Annotated in this window: 13 protein-coding genes; 3 read left to right on the top strand and 10 right to left on the bottom strand. The window is 64.1% G+C overall.

The features are described 5' to 3' along the window. Positions 1–61: 61 nt before the first annotated feature. The 8 genes from QRN04_RS10655 to hemE form a co-directional block, all read right to left on the bottom strand. The gene (locus QRN04_RS10655; protein ID WP_284975997.1) at positions 62–1138 is read right to left on the bottom strand and encodes an LLM class flavin-dependent oxidoreductase; all 1077 of its coding nucleotides are present in this window, start codon (positions 1136–1138) and stop codon (positions 62–64) included. Then, the gene (gene hemB, locus QRN04_RS10650) at positions 1138–2118 is read right to left on the bottom strand and encodes a porphobilinogen synthase (RefSeq protein ID WP_284975996.1); all 981 of its coding nucleotides are present in this window, start codon (positions 2116–2118) and stop codon (positions 1138–1140) included. The genes QRN04_RS10655 and hemB overlap by 1 nt, the downstream gene beginning before the upstream one ends. Beyond that, the gene (locus QRN04_RS10645) at positions 2115–2990 is read right to left on the bottom strand and encodes a uroporphyrinogen-III synthase (protein WP_284975995.1); all 876 of its coding nucleotides are present in this window, start codon (positions 2988–2990) and stop codon (positions 2115–2117) included. The genes hemB and QRN04_RS10645 overlap by 4 nt, the downstream gene beginning before the upstream one ends. Continuing rightward, the gene (hemC, locus tag QRN04_RS10640) at positions 2977–3975 is read right to left on the bottom strand and encodes a hydroxymethylbilane synthase (RefSeq protein ID WP_284975994.1); all 999 of its coding nucleotides are present in this window, start codon (positions 3973–3975) and stop codon (positions 2977–2979) included. The genes QRN04_RS10645 and hemC overlap by 14 nt, the downstream gene beginning before the upstream one ends. After that, positions 3972–5195 carry a ferrochelatase gene (locus QRN04_RS10635; protein ID WP_284975993.1) on the bottom strand — a complete coding sequence of 408 codons (1224 nt, stop codon included), beginning with the start codon at positions 5193–5195 and terminating at the stop codon, positions 3972–3974. Before QRN04_RS10635 ends, hemC begins: the two co-directional genes overlap by 4 nt. Then, the gene (hemQ, locus tag QRN04_RS10630; protein ID WP_284975992.1) at positions 5192–5893 is read right to left on the bottom strand and encodes a hydrogen peroxide-dependent heme synthase; all 702 of its coding nucleotides are present in this window, start codon (positions 5891–5893) and stop codon (positions 5192–5194) included. Before hemQ ends, QRN04_RS10635 begins: the two co-directional genes overlap by 4 nt. A gap of 78 nt (positions 5894–5971) precedes the next feature. Continuing rightward, positions 5972–7450, bottom strand: a complete 1479-nt coding sequence (gene hemG, locus QRN04_RS10625; RefSeq protein ID WP_284976020.1) for a protoporphyrinogen oxidase — start codon at positions 7448–7450, stop codon at positions 5972–5974. 5 nt (positions 7451–7455) lie between these two features. After that, positions 7456–8571 (bottom strand): uroporphyrinogen decarboxylase, encoded by a 1116-nt coding sequence (hemE, locus tag QRN04_RS10620; RefSeq protein ID WP_284975991.1) that lies wholly within the window; start codon positions 8569–8571, stop codon positions 7456–7458. Positions 8572–8763: 192 nt separating this feature from the next. On the opposite strand from hemE, the gene QRN04_RS10615 reads away from it, so the two are divergent. Next, positions 8764–10086 (top strand): glutamyl-tRNA reductase, encoded by a 1323-nt coding sequence (locus QRN04_RS10615; RefSeq protein ID WP_284975990.1) that lies wholly within the window; start codon positions 8764–8766, stop codon positions 10084–10086. 16 nt (positions 10087–10102) lie between these two features. On the opposite strand, the gene QRN04_RS10610 is transcribed toward QRN04_RS10615, so the two are convergent. After that, a complete protein-coding gene (locus tag QRN04_RS10610) occupies positions 10103–11092 on the bottom strand; it encodes an SDR family NAD(P)-dependent oxidoreductase (RefSeq protein ID WP_284975989.1) in 990 nt (329 codons plus the stop codon). Positions 11093–11139: 47 nt separating this feature from the next. Continuing rightward, positions 11140–12342: a molybdopterin-synthase adenylyltransferase MoeB gene (moeB, locus tag QRN04_RS10605; RefSeq protein ID WP_284975988.1), complete on the bottom strand. Its 1203-nt coding sequence runs from the start codon at positions 12340–12342 to the stop codon at positions 11140–11142. A 6-nt stretch (positions 12343–12348) separates the two neighbouring features. Between moeB and QRN04_RS10600 the strand changes: the two genes are divergently transcribed. Together QRN04_RS10600 and QRN04_RS10595 are read left to right on the top strand one after the other, a co-directional pair. Further along, on the top strand, positions 12349–13083 hold the full coding sequence (locus QRN04_RS10600) for a TetR/AcrR family transcriptional regulator (RefSeq protein ID WP_284975987.1): 735 nt from the start codon (positions 12349–12351) through the stop codon (positions 13081–13083). A 50-nt stretch (positions 13084–13133) separates the two neighbouring features. Continuing rightward, positions 13134–13358, top strand: coding sequence for a DUF3107 domain-containing protein (locus QRN04_RS10595; RefSeq protein ID WP_284975986.1), 225 nt, complete (start codon positions 13134–13136; stop codon positions 13356–13358). Positions 13359–13407 lie beyond the last annotated feature (49 nt).

Here is a 13407-nt window from a genome sequence, read left to right as displayed (position 1 = left end):
TATTCTTTCAGTGATTCAGGAGCAATACGGCCAGTGGCAGAACCACCGGGCAGCGCCGTGACTAGGCTGCGGCCAGTAACTCGGCAACCCGGGGCGCCACTTCGGTGCCGTATAGCTCTATGCACCGCATCATGGATTGATGTGGCAGTGTGCCGTTGCTGTATTTGAGGTCGAAGCGGTCCACTCCGAGGTTGCGCTTGAGCAGGGCAATCTTTTGGGCGACCGTTTCGGGAGATCCAACGTAGAGCGCACCCTCGGGGCCGCACATTGCATCGAACTCGCTGCGGTTGCCCGGGCCCCAGCCGCGCTCCGCGCCGATCCGGTTGCGTTGGGCGAGCCAGTGCGGGAATAGCTCCTCGCGGGCGGCCTCATCGGTGTCCGAAATGAATCCTGGGGAGTGGGTGGCAATTTGCCTCCTCGGGTGGCCGTACTTTGCCATCGCGTCCCGGTAGAGGTTAACCAGCGGGGCGAAGCGGCGCGGCTCCCCTCCGATGATCGCGAAGATGATCGGATAGCCATATTCGGCGCAGCGCAGTACGGATTCGGGCGTCCCTCCCACGCCGATCCACGCTGGCAGCAGATGGTGCTGCAGCCGTGGATACACCTGGAGCCCGCTAACGTTGGGACGGGTCCGCCCTTCCCAGTGGATGGGCTTTTGGGCGCGCACTTTGTCGAAGAGTTCAAGCTTTTCCTCGAACAAGACCTCATAATCGGCCAGGTCCAGGCCGAACAGTGGAAACGACTCGACGAACGAGCCCCTGCCAAGCATCACTTCGGCCCGGCCGTTGGACAGCGCATCCAACGTGGCAAACCGTTGGAAGACGCGGATGGGGTCATCCGAGCTCAGCACCGTCACGGCAGAGCCAAGCCGGATCCGGGACGTCACCGCAGCGGCGGCGGCAAGGAAGACCTCAGGCGCGGACACCGCGAAATCGCGGCGGTGGTGCTCCCCCACGCCAAAAGCGTGGATTCCGACGGCGTCAGCCAACTTGGCTTCTTCCAGCAACTCACGCAGTACTTGCGCGTGCTCCTTCGGGTTCCCGTCGGCGTCGAGCCCTGCGTCACCAAAAGTGTTCACTCCAAGCAGGATCCGGTTGGCAGCAACGGGGGCCGCGGGATCGGTGGGTACGGCGCTCATCAGGACTCCTTCAGCCAGCCTGCCAATTCGGTGGCCCAGTAGGTAAGGATGTTATCCGCTCCGGCCCGTTTGATGCCCAGCACGGACTCAGTGATCGCGCCGCGCCTGTCGATCCAGCCGTTGGCGGCTGCCGCTTCGATCATGGCGTACTCACCTGAGATCTGGTAGGCCGCGACAGGCACAGGGCTCATGGCAGCAACGTCAGCCAGGATATCCAGGTAGCTCATGGCCGGCTTGACCATGACCATGTCCGCGCCTTCCTCAAGGTCCAGCTCAACTTCCAGGATGGCCTCGCGGCGGTTGCCCGCATCCATCTGGTACGTCCGCCGATCCCCCTTCAATTGGGAATCAACGGCTTCGCGGAACGGCCCGTAAAAAGCGGACGCGTACTTTGCCGCGTAGGCCACGACTGCCGTGTTCTTGTGCCCGGACTCTTCCAGGGCCTGGCGGATCACTGCGATCTGTCCGTCCATCATGCCCGAAGGCCCCAGGACATGCGCACCGGCATCAGCCTGGGCCACAGCCATCTGTCCGTAGATGGCGAGCGTGGCATCGTTATCCACATATCCGTTATCATCCAGGACTCCGCAGTGGCCGTGATCGGTAAACTCGTCAAGGCACACGTCACTCATCACCACCAGGTCATCACCCACTTCGGCCCTGACATCGCGGATGGCCTTGTTCAGGACGCCGTCCGGGTCAAGCGAAGCGGTTCCCTGCGCGTCGCGCACTGCAGGTACACCGAACAGCATGATGCCACCGACACCCAGCTCCACGGCCTCAGCAGCCGCCCGCTTCAACGACTCCGTGGTGTGTTGGACAACGCCGGGCATGGAACTGATGGGACTGGGCTCGGTGAGGCCCTCGCGGATGAAGGCAGGAAGGATCAGGTCCGCCGGCGCGAGGCGGTTTTCGGCAATGAGCCGCCGCATTGCAGGTGTTGTGCGCAGGCGGCGGGGGCGGTGGTTCGGAAAGCTCATGGCAGGTTCCCTTCGTTGGCGAAAACAGATTCGAGGGCGGACACGATGCCGTCCGGAGTTGGTTGTGGGGCGATGGCCGCAACAGTGATGCCTAGCCCGGCGGCCGCTGCCGCCGTCGGAGGTCCTATCGCGATGAAGCGGCAGCCAGCCAGCTGGGGAAAAAGGCCGGCGATGCGACGCGCGGCGCTGGGCGACGCAGCTACAACAGCATCTATCCTTCCGGCCTCGAGCTCGTGGCCAGCCTGAAGCGGCGTGAGGACAGGGGTATTTGTTTCGGAAGGCACGACGCCGGACGGCAGCTCAGCAGTCAGGCGCTGTTCTTCGCTCGCCGGGTAATCGACGGTGTGGTACGCGGTGACGGAGGTGACGTCCGCGCCCCGTGCTGCCAATCCCTGCCGAAGGCCTGGTGCGGCGAGGTCGGCCTGCGGCAGGAAGACCCGTGCCGGTGCAGGATCCCACACGGCAAGCAGGCCCTCGGCGGACTGGGTCTCCGAGGGCGCCAAGGCAACCCGGAGGCCAACGGATTCGAGGGCGCGTTGGGTCGAGGGGCCAACGGTGGCCACTTGGGTTCGAGCGGGAATAAGGTCGGCCAGGGCGACGCCGCGTCCCGCCGCGTTCTCCATCAGCGCACGCACCGTGGTGCTGCTGCTGACCACCAGCCAGTCAAAGCCGCCGGCGGCAAGCGAGTCCATAGCGGCGTCCAGGGATGCTTGGTCTTGGGCCCGCTCGAAGTCGATCAGTGGCAGCAGCAGGGGCTCCGCGCCCAGGTTTCCGAGGAGTGAGGCCAGGTGCTGGGCCCGGTCGGCGGTCCTGGTGATCAGGATGCGCCGACCGGTCACAGCTGAGGTAGCCGAAGGCTTAGGAAGCGGCAAGATCCGCGATCTCCGCGGCACCTGCCGCCAGCAGCAACTCCGCCACTTCGATGCCCAGCAACGTCGCGCCCACAACGGTCAGGCCGTCCGTCGCCTTCTTTTCGCGCACGATCTTGGTGCCGTCCACGGCGCACACGGCCGCTTCCAAGTGCAGCATGCTTCCCTTGCGGAACGCATAGGCGCCCACAGGGGCCGCGCACCCCGCTTCAAGCCTGGCAAGCACTGCCCGTTCGGCCGTGACGGCAAGCCGGGTGTCGTCGTCGTTCAGTGCCGCCAAGGCCTGGGCCAACACAGCATTGGAACCCTCGGTGGATCCTGGCTGGGGAGGCGAGTCCGCCGTGCGGCACTCGATGGCGAGCGCGCCTTGACCGGGCGCGGGCAGCATGAGATCGGTATCGAAGAACTCGCTCACGGTGTCGAGGCGCTCCATTCGCTCCAACCCAGCAGCGGCGAGGACCACGGCGTCGAGGTCGCAGGACTTGCCGGGAACAACCTCAGCCGTGGTGTTTCCAGGCAGCCCCGGGACGCGTCCCAGGCGCGTGTCCACGTTGCCGCGGATATCGAGGACTTCAATGTCCGGGCGGGCGGCTCTCAGCTGGGCTGCCCGGCGTGGTGAACCGGTACCCACCTTCGCTCCGCCCGGAAGTTCAGCGAGCGTCATGCCGTCGCGTGCGCACAGCACGTCCCTGACATCCACACGTTTGGGCGTTGCAGCAATACTCAAACCGGGTGCTGCCCCCGTTGGGAGATCCTTGAGGGAGTGCACGGCAACGTCGCAGGTCTCGACCAACAACGCGTCACGCAAAGCCGCTACAAACACGCCGGTGCCTCCCATCTGGGAGAGGGACCCGGTTTTGACGTCGCCCTCGGTCCTGATGTGCACCAGGTCTACCGGGAAGCCACCAACAGCTGCCAACTTATCGGCGGTCTGCTGCGTCTGCGTCAAAGCCAGTTTGCTGGCCCTGGTGCCGATGCGAACTGTCACTTGGCTGCCTCGGCTGCGGGGTACCCGTCGTGGTCGAGCCCGATCCTGGTGCCAACCTCGGCGATGACCGGCTTGGCACCACGGAAGTTCTCGCAACAGTTGGGACGGCACACGTCGTACCACGGCCCGAGATCGGTGACGTGGGGGCGTTCGGCAATATTGTTCTCCGCCGTGCGTTCACAGATGAGGTCCACCAGGCCGGAGACGAAGGCAGCATGGGTACCAGGGGTTGGAACGCGGGTTGCTTCGATGTTGAGGTTCTTGCACGTTTCCAGTGCCTCGGTGTCGAGGTCCCAGGCAACTTCCATGTGGTCACTGACGAACCCGAGGGGCACGATGACGACGCCGCGCACACCCTGGGGAGCGATCTCCTCAAGGTGGTCATTGATGTCGGGCTCCAGCCAGGGAATGTGTGGCGCACCGGAACGCGACTGGTACACGAGGTCCCAAGCGACGTTCGGGGCAACAGCGTCCATGATGGCCTTGGCGTTGGCCAGGTGCTGGGCGGCGTAGGCGGACCCTTCGGCGAACTCGCGGGGCTCATCGTCGGACTTTCCCGCAGCTTCTGCGTCCCGGGTGGGGATGGAGTGCGTGGCGAACAGCACGCGGATCTTCGAGTCGGGGTCGGTTTCCCCAGCAGCGGCAAGCTTGCCGCGGACCTCTGCCAGACCTGCCGTGGTGCCTTCGATAAACGGCTGAACCACGCCCGGGTGGTCAAAGTACTGCCGGATCTTGTCCACCTGGAGCTTGCCGTCCAAGCCGGTTTCCGTCAGTGCCAGCCCGATGTCTTCCCGATACTGGCGGCAGCTGGAGTAGCAGGAGTAGATGCTTGTGGTGAGCATCAGGATGCGGCGGTGGCCGGCGTCGTAGGCGTCCTGCAGGACCGGGGCGATGTAGGGCTCCCAGTTCCGGTTGCCCCACAGTACGGGCAGCTCGATCCGGCGCTTGGACAGTTCTGCCTCGATCGCAGCCTTCAGCTCACGGTTCTGCTGGTTGATGGGGCTGATTCCACCAAAGGCGCGGTAATGGTGGGAGACCTCTTCCAAGCGCTCATCGGGGATGCCGCGGCCACGGGTGACGTTGCGCAGGAACGGGATCACGTCTTCCTGGCCTTCGGGACCACCGAAAGAGGCGAGCAACACGGCGTCGTACTGCTTGGGTTCCTGCCGGCCACGCTCGGTTACCTGGTTCGGCTCAGTGGAAATGGTGAGCTCACTCATGCCAGGACCTCGGCAATCTCGGCGGCCGTCACGCGGCGGCCGGTGTAGAACGGAATCTCTTCCCTGACGTGGTTGCGGGCATCAGTGGCGCGAAGGTGGCGCATCAGGTCAACGAGGTCGACTAGTTCCGGTGCCTCAAGGCCGAGGATCCACTCCCAGTCACCCAAAGCGAAGGAGGAGACCGTGTTGGAGATGACTTGGGGGAAGTCACGGCCGAGCATGCCGTGGTCACGGAGCATCTTGCCACGTTCCTCTGCAGGCAGGATGTACCACTCGTAAGAGCGGACGAAGGGGTAGACGCAGAGCCAAGTGCTGGGCTCAACGCCGCGGGCGTATGCCGGCACGTGATTCTTGGCGAATTCGGCTTCACGGTGCACACCCATGGCGGACCAGACGATCTCGGTGCCCGCGAATAGCTTGCTGCGGCGGATGGAACGGACGGCGGCTTGCAGGTCTTCCGGCCGCGCTCCGTGGAGCCACACCATGATGTCCGCATCCGAGCGCATTGCCGACACGTCATAGCTGCCTCGCAGCACCACTCCGCCCTCTGCGAGCGATTCTGTGAGGGCCTCGAATTCCTGGGCAGCATCGCCGCTGCGCAGGACGTCGGCCGAGCGCTTGAAGACGGTCCAAAGCGTGAAGAACTGCTCTTCAGGCCCGGCAGTTTTAGTGACAGATTCGGCAGAAGTGTGGCTCATGGTTCAAGTTTGCCCCGCGCTGGCCGCTAAGTCGAAACGAACTAGTTCTACAAGGCGTAGAAGTGATGTAAATCATACTCAGCGGGAAGGTGCCAGGCGGTCGACGGCAAGCTGGGCGCGTGCATCTGCCACCACTGCGGCCAAGCCATTTCCAGCCAGCCACCCGCCAACAAGCGTCAGGCCTCCCACCTCCGCGCACACTTTGCGCACCTCAGCAACACGCTGTTTGTGACCGACCGCCGCAAAGGGCAACGCCCCCGCCCAACGAACCACATCCCAACCCACAATGTCCGTCCGGGACACGGGAACGGTCAACAGCGCGGAAGCGTCCGCCAAGGCCGCTTCCAGCAGCGACTCGTCATCCAGGACGATGTCGGCCGACCCTCCCGCCTCCTCGCGGCGCCCGTAGGACAGGCGGAGGACGTGCGTGCCGGGACCAGCTTCATCGGCAAGCCAATCCCACTTTGCCGTAGCGTGGGTCAGCGCTTTAGCCATGATGCCCGTCGTTTCCGGCGCCACGAGTACTCCAGTGCCACGCGGACGGCTATCCAGCTCAGGCAGGTCCACTACCAGCGTCACCAGGCTCACCAAAGGCCCCGGGGCCGGACGGAGAACGGACAAGGCGGGCAGGGACTCCTGCAACAGGCCGACGGCGGCCGGCCCGTCGAGCGCAACCACCAGCCTGCCGGCGTCGAACGTTTCGGTACCCGCGGTGACCCTCCAGCCGTCCTGCGTCTTCAGTACTCCGGTGGCTCGCGTGGAAAGCAGCAGTTCGACGCCGCGCCGGCGGAGGTCGGCGACCAACGCTGTCACCAAAGTGTTCATGCCGCCCTTCAAACCGGCGACGGCGGAGCCCGCCTTTGCCGGTGCGGAACCAGGCCCGGGCGCGGCTTTCTTGCCGGCGGCTTGTCGTTGCGCAGCAACAGCGGCAGCCAAGGATCCCTGTGCCCGGAGACCGGCACGCAAGCCAGGGGCAACCATGTCCACATCCAGCAGGGCAGGGTCTGCCGAGTGAACGCCACCGACCACTGGTGCGACCAGACGCTCCAGCACCCTGCGGCCCATCCTGGCCCGCACCAGCGCCGCGACGCTCGTGACATCAGCGGAAGTTCCCAAGGAGGCCGGAAGCCATCGATCAAGGGAGGCCCTGAGTGCACCAATGAGCCCCAGCGAACGCCGGACTTCAGGATCCCAAGGGTTCGCCGGGATACCGAGAACGCCGGTTTTGGGGAGCTCTTGCGGCCCATCCGGAAGTTGCACCCAAGCACCGCCGGGGTGCGGAGCCACGATGGCATTCCCCAGGCCAAGCTCGCGGGCGAGGTCCGCGACCGCGCTGGATCTGGTGGCGAAGGACTCCGCTCCGCTGTCCAAGTGCAGTCCGGCTACGATGTGGCTGCCGACGCAACCACCCCAGGCACCGGTTGCTTCAAGGACGGTGACCGAATGTCCGGCCATGGCAAGTTCGCGCGCCGCTATCAGGCCGGATATTCCGCCACCCACCACCACTGCGGTGGGTCCGTGTGTGCCGTTTTTGGCGGTGACATGCTCCCCGCGCATCATGGCTATTCCGCGGGGATCGAGTGGATCAGCTGCACCACGCGGGTCAGAACAGCAGGATCCGTTTCCGGCGGAACTCCATGGCCAAGGTTGAGGACGTGGCCCGGGGCGTGGGCACCAGCGGCAATGACCTCGCGAACGTGGGCCTCCAGGACGTGCCACGGAGCGGACAGGAGGGCCGGGTCGATGTTGCCTTGCAGGGGAACGGTGCCGCCCAGGCGACGGTTCGCCTCATCGAGCGGAAGGCGGTAATCGACGCCGACAACGCCCACGCCGACGTCGCGCATGGCCACCAACAATTCGGACGTGCCGGTACCGAAGTGAACCAGGGGTGCGCCGAGGCCGCGGACATGGTCCAGCGCGCGGGCCGAGGCTGGTGCAACGTACTTGACGTAATCTGCCAGTCCCAGGGATCCGGCCCATGAGTCGAAGAGCTGGCCGGCTGAGGCACCGGCTTCGAGTTGCGCCTGGAGGAAGAGTCCGGAGGCGTCGGCCGCCCAGTTGGCCAGAGCCGTCCAGGTTTCCGGATCGGCGTGCATCATGGTCCGTGGCCCCAAGTGGTCCCGGGACGGCTTACCTTCCACCATGTAGGCGGCAAGCGTAAAAGGCGCACCGGCGAAGCCGATGAGCGGCGTGGAGCCCAACTCCGCCACCGTCAGGCGTACGGCCTCACGAATAGGCTCAAGGGCCTCCCACGTCAGCGTGGGCAAGGCCGCAACATCCGCTGCGGTGCGGACCGGCTTGTCCAAGACAGGCCCGACGCCGGGAACGATGTCCACGCCGACGCCGGCCAGCTTCAAGGGGATAACTATGTCCGAAAAGAAGATTGCGGCGTCCACATCGTGACGGCGTACCGGCTGAAGCGTGATCTCGGACGCGAGTTCAGGGCGTAGGCAAGAGTCCAGCATGGCGACTCCCTCACGGACCTTGAGGTATTCCGGCAAGGAACGTCCGGCCTGGCGCATGAACCATACGGGACGGCGGGAGGGCTTGCCGCCACGGTAAGCCGTGATCAGCGGAGAGTCCGAGGTGCGGCCATCCATCAGCGGATGGGTTGCGCCGAGAACTCCGGCTGGAACGCTGGTGGCCGTACTCTGGGGTGCTGCCGGGCTAGAAGTCATGCCTACGATTGTCCCCAAAATCGCCGGTAAAAGATAACGACAGCCTGTCACGTCCGGGTTGAGGCCCGGACCGGGCTTCGGATGCGGCCCACGGCGTGGCGGGCGTCACTGCCTCCCGTGTGGATTGCCACGGCGCCGTATTGTTCTACCAGTTGTTCTACCAGCCTACGAAAAAGCTATGATGGGTTTGCTGTGGTTCTTTTCTCATTGGTGGCTACACACGCCGACATCGATCTTGAAACCGTCGCTCAACTGAGCAACGGTTCCTCCGAGCTTGCCTCTGCAACCCTGACGGATTCCCCCGAGGTTTCCGGAGCAGTGGTATTGGCCACCTGCAATCGCTACGAGGTGTACGGCGAAACGTCCAGCGCCGCCGACCTTGAAGCGGCCCGTTCAGCCCTCGTTTCGCAGATCAGCGAACTCAGCGGCCTCAACGAGCAGATGGTCTCCCGCTCCTTCTCCACCCACGTGGGCCCCGACGTCACCCGGCACCTCTTTGCCGTCAGCGCCGGCTTGGACTCCGCTGTGGTGGGGGAACGTGAAATCGCCGGGCAAGTCCGCCGGGCACTCATCAGCGCCCAGCAAAAAGGTACTGCGAGCTCTGGCCTCGTGCGGCTCTTCCAGGCTGCTTCCAAGACCGCCAAGGACGTGGGTGCCCAAACCGCTCTTGGTTCGCGCGGACTTTCCATCGTTTCCGTTGCTTTGGACCTCGCCACGGATCTGGCTGAGAACGACGATTGGTCAACCAAGAAAGTCGTGGTCTTCGGAACCGGCGCCTATGCCGGCGCCACGATGTCCCTGCTGCGTGAACGCGGTTGCACGGACATCTCCGTTTACTCGTCCTCCGGACGCGCCGAGGGATTCGTCGCCACGCGCGGCGGAACGGCGCTCGACGCCGACTCCCTTCCCGCTGCCGTTGCAGAGGCCGACGTCATGATTGGCTGCAGCGGCTCGGACAACCAAGTCGAGGCTCAAGACCTCGCCCGTGTCCGTGCCAACTCAGGCAAGACGCTGATCGCCATCGACCTTGCCCTCACCCACGATTTCGATCCTGCGGTTGGCGAGCTTGACGACGTCGAACTGCTCACCCTTGAGTCCGTGCGCCTTGCCGCACCCCAGGAGCAAGCCGAATCCCTGACGCAGGCCAGCTCCATAGTGACCAAGGCCGCCCAGTCATTCGAGTCCGAGCGTGAAGCCCGTTCAGTGGACACGGCCATTGTGGCACTGCGCCGGCACACCATGAATGTCCTGGACGCAGAGATGGAAAAGGTCCGCGCCCGGCATGGCTGCACCGCTGCTGCCGAGGAGGTGGAGTTTGCGCTCCGCCGCATGGTCAAGCAACTCCTGCATATTCCCACTGTGCGCGCACGCGAGCTTGCAGCGAACGGCCAGCAGGAGGAGTACGTCGCGGCGCTTGAGGCTCTTTACGGAATTCAGGTAGAGCAGCCGCAGTCCCCCGCCCCGGCCGCGGAGTGCCCGGTGGACCACCAGGAACTCCGCTCCGAGACCGCATAACCGGGTAATTCACTGGCTAGGCGAACGCGTTCACGCCGGTCATCTCTGCAGAGAGTTCCCACAGCTTCCGCGCATCGGCTTTATCGATCGCGTGGGCATCCACTCCTTGGTACCTGGCGAGGGGCGATTCAGGGTCCGTGGGATTGGCGATGTCGCAATCTTCGCAGTAGACCCCGCCATGGCCGTCCAAAGCCGGTGACGTTGCCGCCCACACGGAGGTGGCCGCGCCTTGCTCCGGCGTCTTGAAGCCCTCGCGGACGTTCCCTTCGGCATCCATCCACCCGGCGGCCACCATCTCCTCCTTGGGCAGGTGCCGTTGGAGTTCGGTCATGATGCCCCCTGGATGGACCGCGAAAGCGCGCACGCCCGAGTCCCGGCCCAACCTGTCCAACTCCACGGCGAACAAGGCGTTGGCTGTTTTTGCTTGGCCATAGGCTTTCCACTTGTCGTAGCCACCGGCAAAGTTGATGTCGTCAAAACGGATCGAGGACAGCTTGTGGCCGGTTGAGGACAGCGACACAACCCGGGCATTTCCGGAGGCAACCAGGGCCGGCCACAGCAGGTTGACCAAGGTGTAGTGCCCCAAATGGTTGGTGGCAAACTGCGCTTCCCAGCCCGGGCCCACGCGCTGCTCCGGGCTGGCCATGATGGCTGCATTGTTGATCAGGATGTCCAAGGTGCTGTGCGACGCCAGGAACCGGGCCGCAAAATCCTTGACGCTTGACTGGTCTGCCAGATCAAGGGCTTCAACCACCACAGTATTGCCCACCCCTGCCGCGGCCAGCACAGTGCGGGCATGATCGGGGCGCCGGGCGGGAACCGTGACCTCCGCTCCGGCGGAGGCCAAAGCCTTCACGGTTTCCAAGCCGAGGCCCGAGTAGCCACCGGTAACGATGGCTGTCTTCCCCGACAAATCAATGCCGGCGGTAACGTCCGAAGCAGTCGAGCCATGGCCGAAGCCGGAATGGATGGGCAACTGCGGGGTGATGTTCGATTCGTTGATCATGCGTTGAGCTTCCCAGATGGCGCAGAGAGTGGGCAACCAGTAAATGATCAGTAGACAGGTTTCTCCGGCTCGATGTCCCGAACCCAGGCGAGGATGCCGCCGTCGAGATGGCTGACCCGGGTATAGCCGGCCTTGCGTGCAGCCTCCAAAACGGCAGCCGAGCGCGTCCCTGCCTTGCAATGGAACACGATGTCCCTATCCTGCGGCAGCTCCACCCACGCTTCACCGGAAAGGATTCGGCCCTGCGGAATGAGGACAGAGCCGTCGATACTGACAATGCTGTGTTCCCCGGACTCGCGTACATCCACCAGGTCGAAGTCCCGGTCACCTGCATCACGTTCGGCGAGCATGGCCGCGAGATCCTTGGCCGAGACCGTGTGATCCCGGTCTGTCGGTGCAGGAGGCGTGATACCGCAGAAGGCCTCATAGTCGGTCAACTCGGTGACCGGTTCAGCTTCCGGGTCCTTGGACACCTTGATTTCCCGCCAGCTGCCGCCCAAGGCGTCAAAGAGAGCCACCCTGCCCAGCAGTGAACGCCCGACGCCGGTGATCAGCTTCACGGCCTCGGTCACCATTAGGGAACCGACGGCGGCGCAGAGCATGCCAAAAACGCCACCTTCACCACAGGACGGCACCGAACCTGCGGGAGGCGCCTCGGGATAAAGATCCCGGTAGCTGGGGCCGTGCTCGGCCCAGAAGACACTCACTTGGCCGTCAAAGCGGAAGATGGATCCCCACACGTAGGGCTTGCCGAGAATGGCTGCGGCGTCGTTCACGAGGTACCTGGTGGCGAAGTTGTCCGCGCCATCGAGGATGAGATCGTACTGGGCGAACAGCTCCAGCGCGTTGGAGGAATCGAGGCGAACATTGTGGGTGACCACGTTGACCAAGGGGTTGAGCTCGGCGATAGCCTTGCGCGCGGACTCGATCTTGGGGGTCCCCACATCCTTGACGCCATGGATGACTTGCCGTTGCAGGTTGCTGAGGTCAACGTCGTCGTCGTCAACGATTCCCAAGGTTCCTACGCCCGCCGCGGCCAGGTACAACAATGCGGGTGAGCCAAGCCCTCCCGCGCCAATGACGAGGACCCTGGCGTTCTTGAGCCTGCGTTGGCCTACAGCGCCAATTTCCGGAATGATGAGATGGCGCGAATATCGCTCAACCTCGGCCGGCGTAAGCCCGGCGGCCGGTTCAACTAGGGGTGGCAGGACAGCGGGCGCAGCGGAGTGGGCAGCAACAATTGAGGCCATACCCCAATGTATGCCCGCCGAAGCCGCCCGGTCATATTACCCACCGGTAGAGTGGTCATAACTGCAAGGGAAAGGCGGCTGACTGTGGCTGACGGCACACGGGCAAACGATGGGGCAGCAGCGAAGCCGGACCGGGCAGGATCGCCCCGGTCACCCAGGTTGCCAAGGGACGAACGTCGGGCACAGTTGCTCAACGCCGCCCTGGAGGTTTTTGTGTCCAACGGTTTCCACGGGGCCGCCATGGATGAGATCGCAGAGACAGCTCGCGTCAGCAAGCCAGTCCTGTACCAGCACTTCCCGTCCAAGCGCGAACTGTACATGGCGCTCCTGGACAGCCATCTGGCTACCCTGACCGAGCTCATGCTCAGCGCCCTGAACTCCACTACGGATAACAAAGAGCGCGTCAAGGCCGTCATGCGGGCGTACTACAGGTTCATTGCCGACGACGACCAAGCCCACCGTTTGGTGTTCGAATCGGACCTCATCAACGATCCCGATGTCAGTTCGCGCCTGGAGACGTTCAACAAGACCTTTGCCGACGCCGTCGCGCACGTGATCGCCGAAGACACCAAACTGCCTCCCCTGGAGGCCCAGCTCCTCGGGCGTGGGCTCGCCGGCATGGCGCAGGTCAGCGCCCGGTACTGGCTGGAAACCGACGGTAACCTGGACCTCGATGTGGCCAGCGACCTGATCTATCGTTTAGCTTGGCGCGGAATCAGTCGTTTCCCTAAAGAGTCCTAGGCTACAAATAGAAGACAGACCTAACACTTGATTGGCTTGGAGGCCTTGCTGTGGAAGTAAAGATCGGCATTCAGAACGTCGGCCGCGAAATCGTACTCGAATCGGCCCTCGATGCTGACTCTGTGGCCAAGATTGTGGCCGAGGCAGTGTCCAAGGGCTCAGAGCTCCGTCTCACGGATGAGAAGGGCCGCCAGATCATTGTCCCCGGCAACGTCTTGGGGTACGTCGAAATTGGAGCTGAAGAGGTCCGCCGCGTCGGCTTCGGCGCACTCTAGAAGCTCAGCAGTCCTACCCAGCAGCAGTCCTACCCAGCAGCAGTCCCAC

It is taken from the genome of Arthrobacter sp. efr-133-TYG-104 (assembly GCF_030208915.1).
GTDB lineage: Bacteria > Actinomycetota > Actinomycetes > Actinomycetales > Micrococcaceae > Arthrobacter.
Note: the sequence above shows the minus strand (reverse complement) of the source record. Positions and strands in the feature narration are given on the sequence as shown.

Coding starts and splice junctions, on each gene's coding strand:
- QRN04_RS10655 (WP_284975997.1), bottom strand. CDS start 1,138: ATGAGCGCCGTACCCACCGATCCCGCGGCCCCCGTTGCTGCCAACCGG.
- hemB (WP_284975996.1), bottom strand. CDS start 2,118: ATGAGCTTTCCGAACCACCGCCCCCGCCGCCTGCGCACAACACCTGCA.
- QRN04_RS10635 (WP_284975993.1), bottom strand. CDS start 5,195: ATGAGTGAGCTCACCATTTCCACTGAGCCGAACCAGGTAACCGAGCGT.
- hemQ (WP_284975992.1), bottom strand. CDS start 5,893: ATGAGCCACACTTCTGCCGAATCTGTCACTAAAACTGCCGGGCCTGAA.
- hemG (WP_284976020.1), bottom strand. CDS start 7,450: ATGCGCGGGGAGCATGTCACCGCCAAAAACGGCACACACGGACCCACC.
- hemE (WP_284975991.1), bottom strand. CDS start 8,571: ATGACTTCTAGCCCGGCAGCACCCCAGAGTACGGCCACCAGCGTTCCA.
- QRN04_RS10610 (WP_284975989.1), bottom strand. CDS start 11,092: ATGATCAACGAATCGAACATCACCCCGCAGTTGCCCATCCATTCCGGC.
- moeB (WP_284975988.1), bottom strand. CDS start 12,342: ATGGCCTCAATTGTTGCTGCCCACTCCGCTGCGCCCGCTGTCCTGCCA.
- QRN04_RS10600 (WP_284975987.1), top strand. CDS start 12,349: ATGTATGCCCGCCGAAGCCGCCCGGTCATATTACCCACCGGTAGAGTG.